This window comes from Streptomyces sp. NPDC001135 (assembly GCF_053598395.1).
In genome coordinates this window covers 36,334-57,592 of sequence record NZ_JBSFKD010000035.1, presented here as the reverse complement: position 1 = coordinate 57,592, position 21,259 = coordinate 36,334, and the positions used below count along the sequence as shown (strand labels likewise).

Annotated in this window: 8 protein-coding genes; 1 reads left to right on the top strand and 7 read right to left on the bottom strand. The window is 72.2% G+C overall.

Going from position 1 to position 21,259, the window contains the following annotated elements; all coding sequences use genetic code 11:
• Window positions 1-25 precede the first annotated feature (25 nt).
• Together ACWC94_RS33175 and ACWC94_RS33170 are read right to left on the bottom strand one after the other, a co-directional pair.
• The gene (locus ACWC94_RS33175; protein ID WP_450801011.1) at window positions 26-1,663 is read right to left on the bottom strand and encodes a GMC oxidoreductase; all 1,638 of its coding nucleotides are present in this window, start codon (window positions 1,661-1,663) and stop codon (window positions 26-28) included.
• Window positions 1,664-2,240: 577 nt separating this feature from the next.
• Window positions 2,241-2,819: a LuxR C-terminal-related transcriptional regulator gene (locus tag ACWC94_RS33170; RefSeq protein WP_450801010.1), complete on the bottom strand. Its 579-nt coding sequence runs from the start codon at window positions 2,817-2,819 to the stop codon at window positions 2,241-2,243.
• Between the two features lie 482 nt (window positions 2,820-3,301).
• Here ACWC94_RS33170 and ACWC94_RS33165 point away from each other — a divergent pair, with 482 nt between their 5' ends.
• Complete coding sequence (locus tag ACWC94_RS33165) at window positions 3,302-6,811, top strand: BTAD domain-containing putative transcriptional regulator (protein ID WP_450801009.1); 3,510 nt, start codon at window positions 3,302-3,304, stop codon at window positions 6,809-6,811.
• Window positions 6,812-6,972: 161 nt separating this feature from the next.
• On the opposite strand, the gene ACWC94_RS33160 is transcribed toward ACWC94_RS33165, so the two are convergent.
• From ACWC94_RS33160 to ACWC94_RS33140, 5 genes are all read right to left on the bottom strand, one after another.
• The gene (locus ACWC94_RS33160) at window positions 6,973-7,167 is read right to left on the bottom strand and encodes a ferredoxin (protein WP_450801008.1); all 195 of its coding nucleotides are present in this window, start codon (window positions 7,165-7,167) and stop codon (window positions 6,973-6,975) included.
• Window positions 7,168-7,211: 44 nt separating this feature from the next.
• Window positions 7,212-8,426: a cytochrome P450 gene (locus ACWC94_RS33155; protein WP_450801007.1), complete on the bottom strand. Its 1,215-nt coding sequence runs from the start codon at window positions 8,424-8,426 to the stop codon at window positions 7,212-7,214.
• Window positions 8,427-8,612: 186 nt separating this feature from the next.
• Window positions 8,613-9,812 (bottom strand): cytochrome P450, encoded by a 1,200-nt coding sequence (locus ACWC94_RS33150; protein WP_450801006.1) that lies wholly within the window; start codon window positions 9,810-9,812, stop codon window positions 8,613-8,615.
• 44 nt (window positions 9,813-9,856) lie between these two features.
• A complete protein-coding gene (gene ccrA / locus ACWC94_RS33145) occupies window positions 9,857-11,113 on the bottom strand; it encodes a crotonyl-CoA carboxylase/reductase (protein ID WP_450801005.1) in 1,257 nt (418 codons plus the stop codon).
• Between the two features lie 58 nt (window positions 11,114-11,171).
• On the bottom strand, window positions 11,172-21,233 hold the full coding sequence (locus ACWC94_RS33140; RefSeq protein ID WP_450801004.1) for a type I polyketide synthase: 10,062 nt from the start codon (window positions 21,231-21,233) through the stop codon (window positions 11,172-11,174).
• Between the last annotated feature and the right edge of the window lie 26 nt (window positions 21,234-21,259).

The following is a 21,259-nucleotide window of genomic DNA, read 5'->3' as shown; positions in this document are numbered from 1 at the left end:
ACGCGCGCGCTCCGCCCACCGCTCGTCAGGAACCCGCGACGTCCTCCTTGATGATGCGCTCCACGTTCCGCTCCGCCAGCGCCGTGATGGTCACGAACGGGTTGACACCGATGCTGCCGGGGATGAGCGAACCGTCGGTCACGTAGAGGTTCTTGTATCCGGCGACGCGGCCGTGGTTGTCGGTGGCCTTGCCGAGGACGCAGCCGCCGAGCGGGTGGTAGCAGAAGTCGTCGGCGAAGGCCTTGATCTGCTTGCCGAACAGGTCGTACCGGTAGATGGTGGCATTGGCCTTGTTGATGCGGTCGAACAGCGACTTCGCGGCTGCGACCGCGGGCGCGTTCTGGTCCCGGGTCCAGTGCAGGTCCGCCCGGTCCTTGGCGGCGTCGTAGACGAAGGTGCCGCGCTCCGGGTTCTTGGTGATGGCCAGGTAGAGGCTGACCCAGGTCTCGACACCCGCCGGCATGGGGGCGATCTCGGCGAAGACGGGGGTGTTCGGGTTGTCCCAGTCGTCGATGCCGAGGGCGGGGATCGACGACTGCTTGGTGCCCGTGGGGTTCCACATGTGGTTGGCGCGGGCGGTCATGATGTTGCCGTTGGGGCCCCATCCCCCACCGATCTCGGAGCTGAGGTTCGGGAGTGTGCCGGTCTCCCGGGCCCGCAGCAGCAGTTCGGTCGAGCCGAGGCTGCCCGCGCCGAGGAAGAGGTGACGGCAGGAGATCTCCTTGGTCGCGAGCAGCTTGCCGTCGGGGTCCCGCTGCTCGACGGTCAGCAGGTACGTGCCGTCGTTCTGCTGACGGATCGTCTTGACCTGGTGCAGTGTCTCGATGGTGACCTTGCCGGTGCCCAGGGCGGCCGCCAGGTAGCTCTTGTCGAGTGAGACCTTGCCGTGGTTGTTGCCGTAGATGACCTCGGCGGCCAGCGCGGACTTGGGCGCCGTGCCGTCCGCCTCACGGCGCATGTGGTCCCAGTCGTAGACGTTGGGCACGAAGGTGGTGCCCAGGCCCGCGTTCGAGGCCTGCTGGCGCGAGACACGCGCGAACGTGTACCAGTCGGTCTGCTCGAACCAGCTCTTGTCGATGTTGTTGACCCGGAGGGTGGAGTTCGCGCGCGGGAAGTACTTGGTGTACATCTCTTCGGCGTCGACCTGGGGCAGCACCTCCTCGAAGTACGAGCGTCGGGGCGTGACCGCCATGCCGCCGTTGACGAGCGAGCCGCCGCCGACGCCGCGTCCCACGTACACGGACATCTGGTCGAAGTTGACCCGGTCCAGTACGCCCGCGTAGGGGTCGATGTCCCGGTTGGCGAGGTCGAGCCACAGGAAGGAGCCGAGCGGGGCCTCGGTGCGGGTCTTGAACCAGCTGGAGCGCTTGTCGGGCTTGAGCATCCCGCAGAACACGTTGCCGTCCGGACCGGGCTGGTTCCACAGCTGGCCCATCTCCAGCATCAGGGTGGGGACCCCTGCCTCGCCGAGACGCAGGGCGGAGACGGCCGCGCCGTAACCGGTGCCGACCACGACGGCGGGGACGAACGTACCGGCCGATCCACTGGTGGCGGTGGCAGCGGCTGCCGGTGCGGCGGTGATCGTGGTCTGCCCCGCGAGTGCGGCGGCACCCAAGGCCGCCAGGCCGAGCATGCGGCGGCGCGACAGAGGCTGATGTGCCATCACGTGTGTTTCTCCTGAGCGTCGAAGAGAGTAGAAGGGAGGGGAAGAACGAGTCGGAGGGCCGGCCGGAGCGGAACGGCCCGGGGCGGAACGGCCCAGGGCGGGACGGGGCGGGGACGGGACAGGACGGGCAGGACGGAACGGGCCATGTGGAGTCCGCGCGAGGGGCGGGGATGAAGTGCGGACCTGGCGGGCTGATCTCGGGGAGGCGGGGCCCGGAGTTCGGTCACCCGGGCACGGAGGAGAGCGTTGTGGTACGGCCCGCTCCCGGGCGCGGGCAGCGCTCACGGCGTGGCTCCAGGTGTCCGCCGGGCCGCGCGACAATGGGGATCACACGGCCGTTCGGAGTGTCCGTCGACCCGGGGCTTGCGGTAGGCGCTGGTGAGGTGCTCAAGCCGGGCAGCGACCGCCGTCGCGCCCGTCCCGGCCTTCACGGCGCGCGAACTCACTCAGCCGTTCTGCCCTGTGCTTTCCGGGCGCTGTGTGAGCGGCGAGTCCTGTGGCCCGCGTTCGGCGCGGGTGAACGCTGCCACAGCCGCCGGCGCGTGCGGGTGCCCGGCGCGGGCCCTGTGGCCGCTCACTTCACGAAGTCGTCCACGACCTCGGGCGGCCAGGTGCCGACCTTGAGGACGCCCATGGAGTAGGCGCGGGAGACCAGCGCGGCACGGTTGGGCACCTTGAGCTTCCGCAGCAGGCAGGTCACGTGGTACTCGACGCCCTGCCGGCTGAGGTAGAGGCTTGCCGCCAAGGGGACGGTGGAGACGCCGGCGGCGATGCCTTCGAGGATACGCGCGTCCATGGCGGAGAGGATCTTCTTGCGTTTGGTCACCACACGTGTGCCCTCGGCCTCTCCGGCCGTGGGCATCATGACCAGGATCGCGGTCGTGTCGGGCAGGCCACCGCGCACCGCGACCGCGGTGAGGGGAACGGTGAAGGCGGACTCCTCGCCAGGCCCCACGGCAATGACGGGCGTGACGAATCGCTGGTGCTTCCCTTCCAGCAAATTGGAGAATTGGCGCACCAGCGGCTGCTGCACGCTCGGGTGCACCACGTCGCGGAAATTGCGGCCGCATATGTCCTCGGACGAGCCGTTGAACTGCCGGAAGAACTCCTGGTTCGCCTGCTGGATGGTCAGGGTTTTATCGAGGCTGGCCATGCACAGGCCTGGAGCTGCAGATGCTGGACTCAGCAAGGGAGGGCTCCCTGTCAGAAAACTTGAGCGCGAAATCAATTCGGAGGCTGGTGAGCGGCCGTGGGGACCGTCACCAGGGGCGTCGTCGACCCTGGGACCAGCGGTTCTCCAGATGCTGACATCGTGCGCCACCACCCTTGCGGGGTCCTGGTCGAGCCACTGGCGGCTCCTTGCCGTCGCCCGCCATCGCTTTCAGGTCCCCTTGTCGGAATCCTTGCCGAAAACCCGCCGCTTTCTTGCCAATCGACGGATGACCAGCCCGGAAGGCGCTTTCCCTATGCCAAGATCCACAGGAGACGGTGTGGGACACAGCCAGCTCGAAACCGTCCGTCAGTCAGCCGTATCCGCGACAACGATGGGGTCCAGCCATGCCCACACCTCCGACCACAAACGTGTTACCCACGGAAACCATCCATGACGAGCTCCTATTGAGTGTTCTGGGGCCCATGTCGGCGCGGCACAACGGGCAGGATCTGCCACTCGGCCCGCCACGCCGGCGAACTCTGCTCGCCCTGTTGCTCATCCGCCTCGGCCGCGTGGTGCCCACCGAACTGCTCGTCGAGGAACTGTGGGGTGACGCAGCGCCCCGTCACGCCGTCGCCACCCTCCAAAGCCATGTCTCCCATCTGCGCCGGGCCCTGCATCCCGTGGCGGGATCGGGCCACCTTTCGGTACTGCGTCACCGGACGCCCGGTTACGTCCTCGATCTCGATCCCGAACGCGTCGACGCCTGCCGCTTCGAGCGTCTGGTCACCGACGGACGGCGGCTGCTGGAGCAGCGCGATCCGCGCACCGCCCATGCCCGGCTCACCGAGGCCCTGGGGCTGTGGCGCGGGTCGCCCTACGCGGAGTTCGACAGCCATCCGCCGCTCAGCGACGAGTGCACCCGACTCGAACAGATCCGGCTCACCGCCGTGGAGTCCTGCGCGGAGGCGCGGCTGGCTCTCGGCGCGGCCGAAGAGGTCGCCGCCGATCTGGACCGGGAGGCGCGCCGTCATCCCACGCGGGAGCGGTTGGTCGGCCACCTCATGACGGCACTGTCCCAGCTCGGACGGCAGGCCGAGGCCCTGGAGGTGTACGAGCGGACGCGCAGTCATCTGGTCGAGGAGTTCGGTGTGGACACGGCAGCCGAACTACGCCGGGTCAGAAACGCGATCCTGCGCCAGGAGCCGGGAGCGAGCGCCCCCTCGAAGGGGCTGTCGCCCGCACCACTTGAGTCCACCGCAGCGTCCCGCGTCCCGCTCGTGGGGAACGAGGCCGGTGACGACGGAGTACCGGACTCGCCGGGCTTCGAGGGCTCAGGGGGCGGTGGGACGGCCGTCACGGCCGGGGGGCACGGCCGGGTGGTGGCAACCGACGGCGCCGACGTGACGGACGGATCCGGCGCGGCCGTCCGACCCGAGGGGATCACGGGTATCGACGCGCGCCCGGAGCGACGAACCGATGGGCCGCCGGGCACGCGGGCGGATGCCGCCGGGACACAGGCCGCGACAGACCAGTGGCGGCCCGGGCCCGGGCCGGAAGACGAGCCGGCGGCTGCCCCGGGGGCCTGCGGGTCCCCGGGGTTCGAGTCGGGGTGGACGACTACCCCCTCGCCGTTCACCGGCCGCAGCCAGGAGCTCGACCGCCTGACGACCGCCGCCGCGAGCGCGGTCGTGGGCCAGGGCCATGTGGCCGGCGTCCTCGGCCCCCCAGGAGTCGGAAAGACCCGCCTGCTGCTGGAACTCGCGGCACGTCTGGAGAACATGGACGCCCAGGAGAAGGGCTCCAGGCTGGAGGTGGTCTGGAGCCACTGCTTCCCCGGCGAAGGTGTCCCCGCCTACTGGCTGTGGACCCAGATCCTGCGGCGGCTGTCCGCCACCCGCCCGGACGCCTTTCGCGAGGCGACGGAACCGTACGGCGCCCTGCTCGGCCCACTGATGCCCGAGCGGTCGGCGGCCCGGACCGGAGGCCCGAAATGGGCCTCGGACTGGTCCCAGGCCCGCTTCCTCGCCCACGACGCGGTCTGCGAGGTGTTGCTCACCCTCGCCGGGCAACACCCGCTCGTGCTGCTCCTCGAGGATCTGCAATGGGCGGACACCGCCTCCCTCGACCTGCTCAGGCTACTGAGCACCCGCTGCCAGGGCCATCCGCTCGGCATCGTACTCACGGCCCGCAGGTTCGAGGCCGAGTCGGACGCGACGCTGCGCCGGATGGTCTCCGACGTACTGCGCGGCCCCAGGACCGAGACGCTGCGGCTCTGCGGCCTCTCCCTGCCGGCCGTCGGTGCCCTCGTCGAGGCACATGCGGGGCCTGGTGTGGACCCGAAGGTCGTCGAGGTGCTGCACCGGCGCAGCGAAGGCAACCCGTACTTCGTGATGCAGCTGCTCTCCCTCGTCGGCGATGCGCGCAAACTCCATCGCCCGAATGCGGTCGACGCGCTCCTGGCTCACATTCCCACCGGCGTACGCGAGGCGCTGCACCAGCGGTTCGCCGCACTGCCCGAGCCGGTCCTGCGGGTGCTCCGGCTGTGCGCCGTCATCGGCGCCGAGGTGGACACCGACCTGTTGCACCGGACCGCCACGCCCGACGAACCGGTCATCGCGGGCCTTGAGTCGGCCATCCGTGCCGGCCTGCTCGAGGAGGACCCGCACCATCCGGGGCGGCTGCACTTCGCGCACGCCCTGGTCCAGGAGACGCTCGTCGACGAGCTCCCCCGTGAGGACCGCCACCGCCTGCACGCCAGGGCCGCCGACGCGCTGTACGCACGCAGGCGCGGGCAAGTGGGGGGCGAGGAGATCGAGCGGGTGGCACATCACAGCTGGCACGCCAAGAGTGCACTGCCCGCCGCCGAGGTGCTGCCCCGGCTGCTGCTCGCCGCGGAACACGCCGAGCAGTCCATGGCGTACGAGCAGGTGGAGATCTGGCTGCGCCGCGCAGTGCACCTGGTCGGCTTCCTACCGCCGGACGATTCCGCCACGGTGAGGTTGGAACAGAAGCTGCACATCCAACTCGGCCAGGTGCTCGCCACCACGCGCGGCTACGGCCACCCCGAGGCCGAGACGGCACTGACGCGCGGTCGCGCCCTCAACACGGCCACTCACGCCCCCGAGGACGCGTCGGTGCTCTGGGCGCTGTGCGCGGCCCATCTGGTCACCGGCCGCTACGACGCCTCACGGCAGTTGTCCGGCCTGCTGCGGGAGATCTCGCGGCAGACCCGGGAGCCCGTGGCGGTGCTCGGTGCGGCGTACGGCGAAGGCATCGTGCTGCATGTGCGCGGAATGCTGCCGCAGGCACTCGCCGAGCTGGAGCACGGCGTCGACATGGCGGATCGTTTCGCCCATGAGGGTCATGTGCTGGCGCGTACCTTCCAGCACGACCCGCGCGTCTCCTGCCGCTCCTACGACACCTTCACCCACTGGCTCCTCGGACACCGGCAGACCGCCGACGCGCGCCGACGCGAGCTGCTGAGCCTCACCGAGTACGACAGCAGGCCGTCCGACCGCTCCTTCGCGCTGTACGTGGACGGGGTCGTGGCGGCTTGGGAGGGCGACCCCCGCACCGCACTGGCCTCGAGCACCGAGGGCGTCCGGGTCGCGGGCGAACACGGGCTTCTCTACTGGAAGGCCATGCTGGGCGTCGTCAAGGGATGGGGCCTGGTGCACGCAGGAGACCGCGACGACGGCCTCGCCCTCATGCACACCTCGCTGGCCGAACTGGGCCAGTCCAGGACGTACATACGCCACCCGCTGCACCTGGGCCTGCTGGGCCAGGCGCAATATCACGGCGGGCGGACCGAGGAGGCGAGGACCACCTTCCGGATGCTGCTGGCCGCTGTCGAACAACGCCGCGAGCGCGTGTACCTCCACCCGGCGCTGCCCGCGACTCCGCTGCTCCACGACCTGCTGGGGCACGGTGACGACGACACGTGGGCGGGCCGGGGCCCCGGACGGGACGAGCCGGACTCCGGCCGATGAGCGTGGCGGCACCGCGCTCTGCCCCGTCAGGCGACTCATCGGGTTCCTGTCCCCGTGATGTGCCACCGTGGGATTCCAGCAAGCGGTGGCCCTGGCCGCCCGGCTCCCGGAGAGCCACCGCCCGCACGGTCGCGGACCCCACGCCTCACGGCTCGTGCCGTTCAGTCCTCGAAGATCGCGACCGCCTGTACCGGACAGGCCGCGGGAACGTCGTGCACGCGCGGGTCCCCCGCCCCGTCCTCATGTCCCGGGACCAGAGTGACCAGCGCGTCGTCGTCCTGGGTGAAGACGCCGGGCGCGGTCATGACGCACTGTCCGGATCCGATGCACCGGTCGCGGTCGATGGTGATGCGCACGGTGTGGCCCGCCTCCCTTCCTTCCGTTCCTTCCGCCCGGACGCTCACCACGTGACGGGGAGTTCGACCGGGCCCTGGGCGTCGTGACCGGCCTTGATGGGCACCTCGTCCAGGGGTACGGCCAGCCGCAGGCCCGGGATGCGGGCGAAGAGCGTGCCGAGGGCGATCTCGAGCTCGGCGCGGGCTAGATTCTGCCCCAGGCACTGGTGGATGCCGTGGCCGAAGCCGACGTGGTGACGCGCGTTGCGCCGGGCGTCGAAGGTGTCGGGGTTCTCGTACGCCTTGGCGTCGCGGTTCATCAGCGTGATGGAGACCAGCACCGCGTCCCCGGCCTTGATGGTCTCGCCGCCGACATCGATGTCCTCCTTGGCCATCCGGACCATGTAGTCGGAGACGGAGGTGAACCGCAGCAGTTCCTCGACCACTCCCGAGATCGCAGCCGGGTCACGCAGCAGCACCTCGATCTGCTCGGGGTGCTGGATGAGCGTGAGGGCTCCGAGGGCGATCGCGTTGACGGTGGTCTCGTGGCCGGCCACCAGCAGGACGAACGAGATCATGACCACCTCGTCGTGGTCCAGCTCGCCTTCCTCCAGCTGGCGTGCGATCAGCTCGTCCAGCAGGCCGTCCCCGGGGTCGGCCTGCTTCTTGGCGACCAGGCCGTGCAAGTACTTGTACAGCTCGGCGAAGGCCGCGTCGGCCTCCGCCGACGTCGCGGCGCCCACGAAATTGCGGGAGCACTCCTCGAAGAAGTCGTGGTCGCCGTACGGGACGCCGAGGAGTTCGCAGATCGCCATGGACGGCACGGGCAGGGCGAAGGCCGACACCAGGTCCGCGACCGGCCCCTTCGCCAGCATGTCGTCCAACAGCCGGTCGACCAGGCTCTGCAGTCTGGGACGGATGGCGTTCATGCGCTTGACGCCGAAGCTGGGGATCAGCATGCGCCGCTGCCGGGCGTGCAGGGGGTCGTCGACACCGATCAAGGGGAACGCGAGCCCGCCGCGGTCCTCGGTGCGCTGGACGACTACGGGGAAGTCAGGGTGGCCCCAGTCGGATGACAGCCGGGGATCGACGAGCAGTGCCCGTCCCTCGGTATGCCCGGTGACCAGCCACGCCGGTCGGCCGTCGAACAGGGTGACCCGCGTCAGCGGGCTCTCGCCCCGCCATTCCGCGTAGGCCTTCGGCGGCTGGTACGGGCAGGTCCTGTCCTGGGGGAAGGACGGGGCCGACGATCCGGTGGGGCGGATTTCGGTCTCGGTCATGTCGTGCCTTTCGAACAATCGGCGGTGCGGTCGTTCATCGTGGTGAAGGGCCGAACAGCGGCCCCGGTGAACGGGATTGCGCTGGGCCGCCGCGGCGACCGGAGAGTCGCGGCGGCGGAAGGCGTGATCAGCGCACGCGGTCCGCGGACGCTGATCACCTGTGGGAGGGGGCTCGTGGAGGGGAGGTCACCAGGTGACGGGCAGCTCGTGCACGCCGTAGAAGACCATGTCGCTGCGGAAGCGGAGTTCCTCGACGGGCTTGGCCAGACGCAGGGTCGGGAATCGGCGGAACAGGGTCTCGAAGACGATCTGCAGCTCGATCCGGGCGAGTTGCTGACCGATGCACTGGTGTGCGCCGAAGCCGAAGGCCAGATGCGGGGCGGGGCGGCGGGTGATGTCGAAGCGCTCCGGCTCGTTCACGAAGGCGGGGTCGAAGTCGGCGGCCAGGACGTGCGCGACGACCTGCTCGCCCCGGGCGATGCGCACGCCGCCGAGCTCCACGTCCTCGGTGGCGACGCGCTCGCCGCCGAACTGGCCGATGGTGAGGTAGCGCAGCAGCTCCTCCACCGCGTTGCCGACCAGCGACGGGTCCTCGCGCAGCAGGGCCAGCTGGTCGGGGCGGTCGAGGAGCAGCGCCGCACCGAGGCCGATCATGCAGGCGGTGGTGTCGTGGGCCGCGATCAGCAGGGTGCCGGCCGCGTTCATGAGGAACATGTCGTCGACGACGCCGTCGGGGTCCTCGGTGGTGATCAGTGCCGAGATCAGGTCGTCGCCGGGGTTGGCCCGGCGCTCCTGGACGAGCTGGTAGAGCAGCCCTCCCAGGCGCATGCCGGCGGCCTCGGTGGCGGCGGCGTCCTGGTCGACCCGCATCATCGCCTCGGCGATCTCCTGGAACTCCGCCCGCCGCTCGACCGGGACACCGAACAGGTCGGAGATCACCATGGAAGGCACCGGGTTGGCGAAGGTCTTCACCAGGTCGACCGGGCCGCCCTGGGCCTTGATGGCATCGAGGTGCTCGTCGACGATGCGCTGGATGTTAGGCCGGAGCGCCTGCATGCGCCGGACGGTGAACTCCTTGGCGAGCAGCTTGCGGTCCGCGGTGTGCTCCGGCTCGTCCTGCCACAGCAGGCTGCCGCGGCCGGGCTTCTGGGTGACGACACCGTCCTGGGTGTGCAGCGCGTGGGGCACCTGGACGCTGAACGAGGGGTCGCGCAGCAGGGCGCGCACCTCTTCGTAGCCGGTCACCAGCCACGCTTCGTGGCCGCTGGTGAAGGTGGCCCGGGTCACCGGGGCGGCCGCCCTGATGTCGGCGAGACCGTCCGGCGGCAGGAACGGGCAGCTGCGGGCCTTCGGGACGGCGGGCGCGTCGGCGGTGGGCTCGGGCATGACTCTCCTTGTGCTGGTGGGAGGGGGTTCGTACGACGGGCCGGTCAGGCCGCGGCGGGTTCGAGTGTGGTCTCGCCGCGCCGGGGCGCGTTCACCAGGACGGCCATGTTCCCGGAGGGGTGCACGTTGTCGTGCATCATCTGGTGCATGCGCCCGATGTCCTGGAAGCCGTCGCAGGCGGACAGGCAGGGGTCGAGCATGCCGGCGCCGACGAGGTTGATGACCTCGCGGCACTGGCGGGTGTCGGCGTAGTGCGAGCCCTGGAGACGCTTGGAACGCATCCACAGGTGGCGCAGGTCGACGTCTCCGTTGTAGCCGGAGGTGCCGCCGCAGATCACCACCATGCCGGCGTTGTCGCACAGGTACATCGAGGTCGGCAGGGTGTCCTGGCCGCTGTGCTCCAGCACGATCCGCGGGGACTTGCGCTCACCGAGGATCTCCCAGATCTTCTTGCCGACCCCGCGAGCGCCGCGCAGGAACCGCGCCGACGCCTCGGCGTCCCCGACATCGGGCAGCCGGCCCCAGTGTTCGAAGTCGCGGCGGTTGATGGTGCCCTGGGCCCCGAGGCGGCGGCAGTACTCGGAGCGGTCCTCGCTGGAGACCACGGCGATCGGGATGCCGCCGGCCAGCCTGACGAGCTGGATGGCCATCGAGCCGAGGCCGCCCGCACCGCCCCAGATCAGCACCGGGTCACCGGGGCGGACCGTGTTGCCCTGCCAGCCGAACAGCTGCCGGTAGGCGGTGGGCCCGGTGAGCAGGAAGGCCGCCGACTCCTCCCACGACAGATGGGCGGGCTTGGGGTGGCACTGGTACTCGTCGACCCGGCAGAACTGCGCGAAGGAGCCGTAGTTGGTCTCGTACCCCCAGGCCTTGATGCTCTCCGACACCAGAGGGTCGGTGCCCAGCCGGATGTCCTCGGCGGTCTCGTCCCACTGGCCGCTGGTGAGCAGCACGTGGTCGCCCACCTTGACGTTGCGGACGCCTTCGCCGACGGCCCACACCACGCCGGACGCCTCCGAGCCGCCGATGTGGAAGTCCTCGGGCTGGCCCTGGCGCTGCCGCATCCCGATCACGTCGACCGGCTTGCCCAGCGAGGACCACACGTTGTTGTAGTTGATGCCGGCGGCCATCACGTAGACCAGCACCTGGCCCCGGCCCACCGCGGGGGTGTCGACGACCTCGGTGCGGAACGCCTGCTTCGGCTCTCCGAAGCGGTCCTGGCGGATCACCGAGGCGTACATCTGCCGCGGGACCTCACCGAGCGGCGGGGTCTCGCCTATCTCGTAGAGAGCCTTCGTCATGTCTTCTCTCCCACATCTGCTCTGTCCGGTCTGGGGTGCTCGCGGTGGCCGCGGGCGGTCATGCGGTCGTTGCGTCCTGGGATGCGGCGGGGCCGGACGCGTCGGGGACGACGTCCGCCAGCCAGGAGTCCACCGCCGCCGCGGTGGTGCCGGCGTGGTCCTCCAGCATCGAGTAGTGGTTTCCGGTCACTTCGACGATCGTGTCGACGTGCTCGGGCGGTGCCGCCCGCCCGTCGCCGTCCGCGGCGCCGGGCAGCATGGGCTCGCTCGCCCGTACGAGCAGGGTCGGCGCGGCGATCCGCGGCGCGGCCCAGTCGTCGAACAGGCGCATGTAGCGGCCCATGGCGGTGAGCTGTTCGCCGCCGGACCTCATGAAGTCCAGGCGCTGCGACTGTGCCTGGGCCATCGCGTTGAGCACCCGGTGGTCGAAGGGGACCTCCCGGCTGAAGCTGTCGACCATCACCACGGCCGCCGGCTGCTCGCCCATGGCCTCCAGGTGGGCCGCCACGCCGTGGGCGATCCAGCCGCCCGAGGAGTAGCCGAGCAGGACGACCGGCTTTCCGCCGGCGCACTCCCGTACGGTCTGCGCGTGCAGGCTGAGCACGACGTCCAGGTCGGACGGGACCGGCTCGCCCTTCTCGTAGCCGGGGTGGACCAGCGCCCACATGTCCAGCCGGTCGCGGAAGGGGGTGGCGAACCGCGCGTACTGGTGCGCCCCGGCCGGGACGACGTACGGCGAGAAGCACATCAGCGCGAGGGGGCGGTCGCCCTGCGACAGCCGTACCGGGGCGGGGCGCTGGGCCAGTTCCTCGGGCCGCTCGAAGGAGGGCCGGAAGCGGGCCGCCTCCATCAGCATCCCCATGGCCTCGGCGGCCGTCCCGTTCTCGCTCGCGTGCCGGTAGAGCTGCACCAGCATGTCGGCGGATCCCTCCTGCGCCGCGCCGCGGCCGGCGCCCTGGAGCCGCGTCAGCAGGTGCTTGGCGAGCCTGGTGGGCGTGGGATGGTCGAAGGCCAGTCCGGCGGGCAGGTGGAGACCGGTCGCCGCCGACAGGCGCCGGCGCAGGTCGATCGCGGTGAGCGAGTCGAAGCCGAGCTCCAGGAAGTGTGCGGTGGGCAGCACGTCCTCGGCCGACGCGTGACCGAGGACCACTGCGCTCTGGGCGCGGATGTGCTCCAGCAGTCGTTCCTCCTGCTCGGCCGGGGCGAGCCCGGCGAGTTCGGTGGCCAGCGCCGCTTGGGCGCCGGTCTCCTCGCCGGCGGGCTGCTCGGCCGCCAGGAGCCGCTGTACGTCGGGCAGGTCGGCCAGCAGCGGGCTGGGCCGTCCCACGGTGAAGGCGGGCAGGAACTTCTCCCAGTGGATGGGGGCGACGGTGAGGGCCGCCTCGTCGTGCTCGACGGCCTGGCGCAGGGCGGAGATCGCGAGCTCGGGGGCCATGACGCCCAGGCCCCGCCGCTCGCCGCGCTCCTGGACCGCGTCGTCGACCATGCCGCCGCCCGCCCAGCCGCCCCAGGCGACCGAGGTCGCGGCCAGGCCGCGGGCCCGCCGCCGCAGTGCCAGGGCGTCGAGGAAGGCGTTGGCCGAGGCGTAGGAGGCCTGCCCACCACTGCCCCAGACGCCGGCGCCGGAGGCGAAGAGGACGAACGCGTCCAGCTCACGGCCGGCGAGCAGCTCGTCGAGATGGAGGGCGCCGGTGACCTTGGCGGCCGCGGCTTCGGCGAACTCGTCGAGACCGGCGTCGGCCAGCATGGACGACCGTGCCGTGCCGGCGGCGTGCAGCACCGCGGTGAGGGGGTGCCGGGACTCGATGCCGGCGAGCAGCCGCGCGACCGCGTCACGGTCGGCGATGTCGCAGGCGGCGATGGTCACTTCGGCGCCCAGGGCGGTCAGCTCCGTGTGCAGTTCCCGCGCACCGGGGGCGTCGGGCCCGCTCCTGCTGGTGAGCACCAGGTGCTGCGCGCCCGCGCCGGCCAGCCAGCGGGCGAGGTGCCGGCCCACGCCGCCGGTTCCGCCGGTGACCAGGACGGTGCCGCGGGGCTGCCAGGGTGTCGCGGGCTCCTCGTCGGTGGGCCGTGCCCGGACCAGGCGCCGGACGTACACGCCGTCGGCCCGCACGGCGAGCTGGTCCTCGTCGTGCTGGGCCAGTGCTCCGGCCAGGCGGCGCAGCGCGTGCTCGTCCAGCTTCCCGGGCAGGTCGACGAGACCGCCCCAGCGCCGGGGCAGTTCCAGTGCGGCGGTGATGCCCAGGCCCCACAGCTGTGCCTGGTCGGCGTCGCGCAGCGGGTCGGTGGCTCCGGTGGACACCGCTCCGCGGGTGGCGCACCACAGTGGTGCCTGGACGTCGATGTCGCCCAGCGCCTGTACCAGGGTGACGGTCGTGGCGAGGCTCGCGGACAACGTCGGGTGGGCCGGGTGGCGGCCGGGGGCGAGGCCGAGCATCGAGACGACACCGGCGGGCCGTTCGCCGCCGAGTTCCTCGGCGAGCCGGTGCGCGGCCTGCGCGCGGTCGCAGTCGACGGGGAGTTCGACGACCCGCACCTTGGCGCCGTGGGCGCCGAGCACGCCGACGACACAGGGCGCCCACTGCTCGTCCGCCAGTCCGGCGGGGATGACGGCGAGCCACAGGCCGTCCAGGCTGGGGGCCGGGTCGTCGGCCAGCCGCCGGAAGGAGACACGGTAGCGCCAGCCGTCCACCGTGGACTTCTCGCGGCTGCGCCGACGCCACGCGGACAGCACCGGCAGCGCCGGACCGATGAGGGCCGCGTCGTCCGCCCCGAGCTGGTCGGCGAGCCCGGACAGGTCCGTGTTCTCCACCAGCTCCCAGAACCCGGCCTCGACCGGATCGGCGCCCGCCGGCTCCGGGTCGGCGCTCTGCAGCCAGTACCGCTGCCGTTGGAACGCGTACGTCGGCAGGTCCACGCGCCGTACCGGCCGCCCGGCGAAGGGGACCGTCAGGTCCACGGGTACGCCGCTCACGTGCAGTTCGGACACGGAGCGCAGGAAGTGGTCCATGCCGCCCTGGCCTCTGCGCAGCGAGGCGCCGGTCACGGCGTCGGCACCGGCCTCCTCCGCGATCTCCTGCACGGCGCCGGCCAGCAGCGGGTGCGGGCTGCACTCGACGAACACCCCGTGCCCGTCGTCCAGCAGGGCCCGTACGGTCCGCTCGAACTCGACTGTGCGGCGGGCGTTGCGGTACCAGTACTCGGCGTCCAGGGAGGTGGTGTCCAGCACGGTGCCGGTCACCGTGGAGTAGAAGGGGACGTCCGCCGCTGCGGGGGCGACCGGAGCCAGCAGTTCCAGGAGTTCGGGGCGCAGGCTCTCGACCTGGGCGGAGTGCCCGGCGCCGGTGGCACCGCGGACCTTGCGCACGCGCACGCCCTCGGCTTCGAGTTCCGCCAGGAGTTCGTCGACCGCGTCGGGTTCTCCGGAGACGGTCAGGGCGGCGGGCCCGTTCACGGCGGCGACCGACAGCCGGTCGCCGTACTTCTCCAGCCTCGCGCGGGCCCGGTCGGCGGGCATGGCGACCGCGAGCATCGCGCCCTTGCCGATGAGCCTGGTCAGTGAGCGGCTGCGCAGGGCCACGATCCGGGCCGCGTCGTCCAGCGTCAGCGCGCCCGCGACGTACGCGGCGGCGACCTCGCCCTGCGAGTGGCCGACGACGGCGGCGGGTGTCACACCGTGGGAACGCCACAGGGCGGCCAGCGACACCATCACCGTGAACAGCGCGGGCTGGGCGACCTCCACCTCGGCCACGTCCGGCGCACCGGGTTCGGCACGCAGGACGTCGAGCAGCGGCCAGTCGAGATAGGGGGCGAACGCCTCGGCGCAGGCCTTCACCTGGTCGGCGAAGACCGGGGAGGTGTCCAGCAGTTCGCGGGCCATCTCCGCCCACTGCGAGCCGTGACCGGGGAAGACGAAGGCGACCTTGCCGGAGGCCTCGGCGGTGCCCTGGACCACGGTGTCCGCGGGTGTGCCGTCGGCGAGCGCCGCGAGCCCGCCCCGCAGCTCGTGCCGGTCACGGCCGACGACCACGGCCCGGTGTTCCAGCTGCGTCCGGGTGGTGACGAGGGCGCGGCCGACATCGGGCAGGGAGAGCCCTTCGCTGCGGTCGAGGTGGTTCAGCAGTCGGCGGGCCTGCTCGCGCAGGGACCCGGCGGTCTTCGCGGACAGCGCCCACGGGAACACGTCCAGGGGCCGGGCGGCGGTCGCGTCCCGCGGTGCGGGGTCCTGCTCGTCCTCGGCGGCGGGCGCGGTCTTCGGGGCCTGCTCGATGATGGTGTGCACGTTGGTGCCGCTCATCCCGAACGAGGAGACGGCCGCGCGCCGGGGCCTGTGCTGGTCGGGCCAGGCGGTCTGCTCGGTGAGCAGGCGCACGCTCCCGCCGGCCCAGTCGACGTCCGGGGTCGGCTCGTCGACGTGCAGGGTCCGTGGCAGGACGCCGTTGCGGAGGGCCATGACCATCTTGATGACGCCACCGACACCCGCGGCCGCCTGCGCGTGGCCGATGTTGGACTTCAGCGAGCCCAGCCACAGCGGCCGGTCCGCGGGGCGCTCCTTGCCGTACGTGGCCAGCAGGGCCTGCGCCTCGATCGGGTCGCCGAGCCGGGTTCCGGTGCCGTGGGCCTCCACGGCGTCCACCTCGTCCGGGTCGAGCCGGGCATTGGCCAGCGCCTGCCGGATGACCTGCTGCTGGGCCTTGCCGCTGGGCGCGGTCAGGCCGTTGGAGGCGCCGTCCTGGTTGACGGCGCTGCCCCGCACGACGGCCAGGACCTCGTGCCCGTTGCGGCGGGCGTCGGACAGCCGCTCCACCAGGACCAGGCCCACGCCCTCGGCGAAGCCGGTGCCGTCGGCGGACGAGGAGAACGCCTTGCAGCGGCCGTCGGCGGACAGCGCGCGCTGCCGGCTCGACATCGTGAACGCGGACGGTCCGGCCATCACCATCACACCGCCGGCCAGTGCCATGGAGCACTCGCCGCCCCGCAGTGCCTGAACGGCGAGGTGCAGGGCGGTCAGTGAGGACGAGCACGCGGTGTCGACGGTGACCGACGGCCCCTGCAGGCCGAAGGTGTAGGAGAGCCGGCCGGAGATCACACTGGCCGCGTTGCCGCTGGGGAGGTAGCCCTCGACACCGTCGGGCACCTTGAGCGGGCGGCCCGTGTAGTCCTGGTAGCCGGAGCCGACGAAGACGCCCGTGGCGGTGGAGCGCATCGCGTCGGGGGCGATTCCGGCGCGCTCGAAGGCCTCCCAGGTGGTCTCCAGCAGCAGGCGCTGCTGCGGGTCCATGGCGACGGCCTCACGGGGGCTGATTCCGAAGACCGCGGGGTCGAACTCGTCCGCGTCGTGCAGGAATCCACCCTGGGTGGTGTAGGTGGTGCCGGGGTGGTCGGGGTCCGGGTGGTAGAGCGCCTCGACGTCCCAGCCGCGGTTCCCGGGGAAGCGGGTGATCGCGTCGCGGCCGGAGGCGACCAGCTCCCACAGGTCCTCGGGCGAGCGCACCCCGCCGGGGTAGCGGCAGGCCATCGAGATGATGGCGATCGGCTCGTCCAGCGCCGCGGCGATCGCCGCGGGCGTGGCCGTCTCGTCGTGGCCGCCGGTGAGTTCGGCGAGCAGGTGGGCGGCGAGGTCCGCGGCCGTGGGGTGGTCGAAGACCAGCGTCGTGGGCAGGGCGAGACCGGTGGCCTCGTTGATCCGGTTGCGCAGTTCCACCGCGGTCAGGGAGTCGAAGCCGAGGTCCCGGAAGGGCCGGTCGGCCTCGACGGCGCCCGCTCCGCAGTGGCCGAGGACGGCGGCGGCATGCGTGCGCACGAGGTCCACGAGGGCGCGTGCGCGGTCTTCGTACGACAGCCCGGCCAGGCTCTCGGCGAGCGCCCCGGAGCCGTGGCCCGTCCCGGGGGCGTCCTGGTCGAGCGCCGCGCGCACCTCGGGGAGGTCGCCGAGCAGCGGACTGGGCCGACCGAGGGTGAACGGCACGATGAAGCGCGACCAGTCCACGTCGGCCACGGTCAGCAGGGTCTCGTCGCGGTCGAGCGCGCGCTGCAGGGCGGTGATCGCCGAGGCGGGGGCCATCGCGCTGAGGCCGCGGCGGCGCAGCCGCTCCTCGTCGTCGCCGTCCTCGACCATGCCGCCGTCGGCCCAGGGGCCCCAGGAGACGGCGGTCGCGGTGAGGCCGCGGTCGCGGCGCTGCCGGGCGAGACCGTCGAGGAAGGCGTTGCCGGCGGCGTAGGCGGCCTGGCCGCCGCTGCCCCAGACGCCGGAGATGGAGGAGAAGAGGACGAAGGCGTCCAGTTCCGCGTCGCCCAGGAGTTCGTCCAGGTGTGCCGCGCCACCGGCCTTGGCGGCGAGCGCGGCGGCGAAGGCGGCAGGGCTGGTGGCGTCCACCATGCCCGCGTCGGCGACCCCGGCGGCGTGCACGACGGCGGTGAAGGCGTGCTCGGCGAGCAGGGCCGCCACGGCGTCGCGGTCGGCCACGTCGCAGGCGGCGAGCGTGACGCGGGCGCCGAGGGCCTCCAGTTCGTCCCGCAGGGCGGCGGCGCCCGGTGCCTCCGCGCCCCGGCGGCTCGTGAGGACGAGGTGTTCGGCGCCGCCGCGCGCCAGCCAGCGGGCGACGTGGCCGCCGAGCGCGCCCGTGCCACCGGTGACGAGGACGGTCCCGCGGGGCTGCCAGCGGCGGCTGGCCGGCCGTGCCGGTGCGTGGGCGAGCCGCCGGGCGAAGACGCCCGAGGTGCGGACGGCGAGCTGGTCCTCCTCCCACCGACCGGTCAGCCCCTGCCCCAGGATGTCGGTCAGGCGTGCGGCGGCCTGGTCGTCGACGGTCTCCGGCAGGTCGATCAGGCCGCCCCAGCGCCGGGGCTGTTCGAGGGCGACCGTGCGGCCCAGGCCCCAGACCTGGGCGTGCCGGGCGTCGCGTACGGTGTCCGAGCCGCTCACCGCCACCGCGCCCGAGGTGAGGCACCACAGCGGGGCGTCGACGCCCGCGTCGCCCAGGGCCTGGACGAGCAGCAGGGTGGGCAGCACGGGATCGCCGGTGACGAGCAGGGACAGCACGCCGTCGACCGGTCCGATCCCGGCCAGCTCCCCGGCCAGTGCGGCGCGGTCGCTCGCCGCGGCGACGACCAGTGTCCTCAGGGTGGCGCCGCGAGCGGTGAGCGCGGTGCGGACCGCGGCGGTCCGCTCGTTCTCCTCCTCGGGTACGGCCAGCAGCCAGGTGCCGCCGATGGCGGCCGGAGCGAGCTCGCCCAGGCGCTTCCACGACTCGCGGTAGCTCCAGTCGTCGACGGCGGACTGCTCCTTGCGCCGGCGCCGCCACGAGGACAGCCTCGGCAGTACGTCGCTGAACGTGTCCCCCGCCCCGATGTCCAGGGTCTCGGCGAGGGCCTGCAGGTCCTCGCGCTCCACGGTCTCCCAGAACTCCGCGTCCACCGGATCCGCCACCGCGGCGGCAGTGGTTTCCGGGGCGTCGATCCAGTACCGCTCGTGCTGGAAGGCGTACGTCGGCAGGTCGGTCCTGTGCGCACCGGCGAAGAACGCGCTCCAGTCCACGGACACGCCGTGCGTGTGCAGTTGGGCCAGAGCCGTGACGAGGGCCTGCCGCTCGGGGCGCTCGGCCCGCAGCATGGGCACCGTGACGGCGCCGTCCAGGCAGTCCTGCGCCATGCCGCTGAGGACACCGCCCGGACCGATCTCGACGAAGGTCCTGACGCCCAGGTCGTGCAGGGTCCGGACGCCGTCGGCGAAGCGGACGGCCTCACGGACGTGCCGGACCCAGTACTCGGGGGTGTAGGCCTCGACGAGCCGACCCGTGAGGTTGGAGACGACGGGTAACTGCGGCTCCTCGAAGGCCAGTCCACGGACGACCTCGGCGAACTCCTCCAGCATCGGGTCCATCAGCGGCGAGTGGAAGGCGTGGCTCACCTTCAGCCGGGACGTCTTGCGCCCCTGCTCGGCGAAGGACGCGGCGACCGCCAGGGCCGCCTTCTCGTCACCGGAAAGCACCACCGACGAGGGGCCGTTGACCGCGGCGACACCGACCCCGTCGGTGAGGTGGGGCAGGACTTCCTCTTCGGTGGCCTGCACGGCGACCATCGCGCCGCCCGTGGGCAGGGCCTGCATCAGCGCGGCGCGGGCGGACACCAGCTTCGCCGCGTCGTCGAGGGACAGCGCACCGGCCACGTGCGCGGCGGCGATCTCGCCCACGGAGTGGCCCACGACGAAGTCCGGTCGCACACCCCAGGATTCGAGGAGGCGGAACAGGGCCACCTCGACCGCGAAGAGCGCGGGCTGGGTGCACCCGGTCTGGTGGAGCGTTTCGGCATCGACGTCGGCCGGGGCGTCCAGACGCGCGCACACCTCGTCGTAGGCCGTGGCGAAGACGGGGAACGCCGCGTACAGCTCGCGCCCCATGCCAAGGCGCTGCGAGCCCTGCCCTGAGAAGAGGAAGCCGGTCTTGCCGCCGGCCGGGCGCCCCAGCAGCACACGGGAGGAGGGGGTCCCGGCGGCCAGGTCCTGCAGCCCGAGGAGCAGCTCCTCACGGTTCTCCCCCACGACCGCGGCCCGTTGGCGCATGGCCGCGCGGGTCGTGGCCAGTGACAGCCCGACGTCGTGCGGCCGGACCCCGCCCCGTACGAAGGCCAGCAGCCGGGCCGCCTGGGCCTGCAGGGCGGCACTGCTCTTGGCGGAGAGCACCCACGCGAGAGGACCGTCGGCGGGATCCCCCGCGGGCTCCTCGTCCTGGGCCGGCGGGGCCTGTTCGATGATGGTGTGGGCGTTGGTGCCGCTGACCCCGAAGGACGAGATCGCGGCCCGGCGCGGGTGATCGGTCTCCGGCCAGTCGACGGCCTCGGTCAGCAGCCGGACGTCGCCCGCCGTCCAGTCCACGTGGGGCGTCGGCTCGTCGGCGTGCAGGGTTCGCGGCAGGACACCGTGGCGCATGGCCATGACCATCTTGATGATGCCGCCGACACCCGCGGCGGCCTGGGCGTGGCCGATGTTGGACTTCAGCGAGCCCAGCCACAGCGGCCGGCCCTCCGGCCGCTCCCGGCCGTACGTGGCGAGCAACGCCTGCGCCTCGATCGGGTCACCCAGCCTCGTCCCCGTACCGTGCGCCTCCACGACGTCGATCTGGGCGGAAGACAGGCCGGCCGACGCCAGGGCCTGGCGGATGACCCGCTGCTGCGCCGGACCGTTGGGCGCGGTCAGGCCGTTGGACGCACCGTCCTGGTTGACGGCGCTGCCCCGCACCACGGCCAGTACTTGATGCCCGTTGCGGCGGGCGTCGGACAGCCGCTCCACCAGGAGCATGCCGACGCCCTCCGCCCAGCCGGTGCCGTCCGCGCCGGCGCCGAACGCCTTGCACCGTCCGTCCGGGGCCAGTCCGCGCTGACGGCTGAACTCCACGAACGCGGTGGGTGTGGTCATCACCTGCACGCCGCCGGCCAGCGCCATCGAGCACTCGCCGCCGCGCAGCGCCTGGATCGCCCAGTGCAGCGCCACCAGCGACGACGAACACGCCGTGTCGACGGTGACCGCCGGGCCCTCCAGGCCGAAGGTGTAGGCGATGCGGCCGGACATCACGCTGGCGGAGTTACCGGTGCCGAGATGGCCGTCGGACTCGCCGCCCACCCCGACCAGGAGGTTGACGTAGTCCTGGTAGCCGGAGCCGACGAAGACTCCGGTACGGCTGCCGCGCACCGACTCCGCGTCGATACCCGCCCGCTCGAACGTCTCCCACGTGGTCTCCAGCAGCAACCGCTGCTGCGGATCCATCGCCACGGCCTCACGCGGACTGATCCCGAAGAACCCCGGGTCGAACTCCCCCGCCTCGTACAGGAATCCACCGCGGCGCGTGTACGTCTTCCCCGTCGCGTCCGGGTCCGGGTCGTAGATGTCCTCCACGTCCCAGCCCCGGTCCGCCGGGAACTCACCGACCGCGTCACCACCGGAGGCCACCAGCTGCCACAGGTCCTCCGGCGAACGCACCCCGCCCGGATACCGGCACGCCATGCCGACGATCGCGATGGGGTCCTGGTCCTTCTCCTCGACCTCGCGAAGGCGCTCCCGGACCTGGCGAAGGTCTCCGGTGACGCGCTTGAGATACTCGAGAAGCCTGTCTTCGTTGCTGCTCATCCGCCTCATCCGTCCTCGGCTGTCGT

Excerpts from the sequence above, each read along its gene's own strand:
- ACWC94_RS33155 (WP_450801007.1), bottom strand. The coding sequence starts at position 8,426 with ATGACCGAGACCGAAATCCGCCCCACCGGATCGTCGGCCCCGTCCTTC.
- ACWC94_RS33150 (WP_450801006.1), bottom strand. The coding sequence starts at position 9,812 with ATGCCCGAGCCCACCGCCGACGCGCCCGCCGTCCCGAAGGCCCGCAGC.
- ACWC94_RS33175 (WP_450801011.1), bottom strand. The coding sequence starts at position 1,663 with ATGGCACATCAGCCTCTGTCGCGCCGCCGCATGCTCGGCCTGGCGGCC.
- ACWC94_RS33140 (WP_450801004.1), bottom strand. The coding sequence starts at position 21,233 with ATGAGCAGCAACGAAGACAGGCTTCTCGAGTATCTCAAGCGCGTCACC.
- ACWC94_RS33165 (WP_450801009.1), top strand. The coding sequence starts at position 3,302 with ATGTCGGCGCGGCACAACGGGCAGGATCTGCCACTCGGCCCGCCACGC.
- ACWC94_RS33170 (WP_450801010.1), bottom strand. The coding sequence starts at position 2,819 with ATGGCCAGCCTCGATAAAACCCTGACCATCCAGCAGGCGAACCAGGAG.
- ccrA (WP_450801005.1), bottom strand. The coding sequence starts at position 11,113 with ATGACGAAGGCTCTCTACGAGATAGGCGAGACCCCGCCGCTCGGTGAG.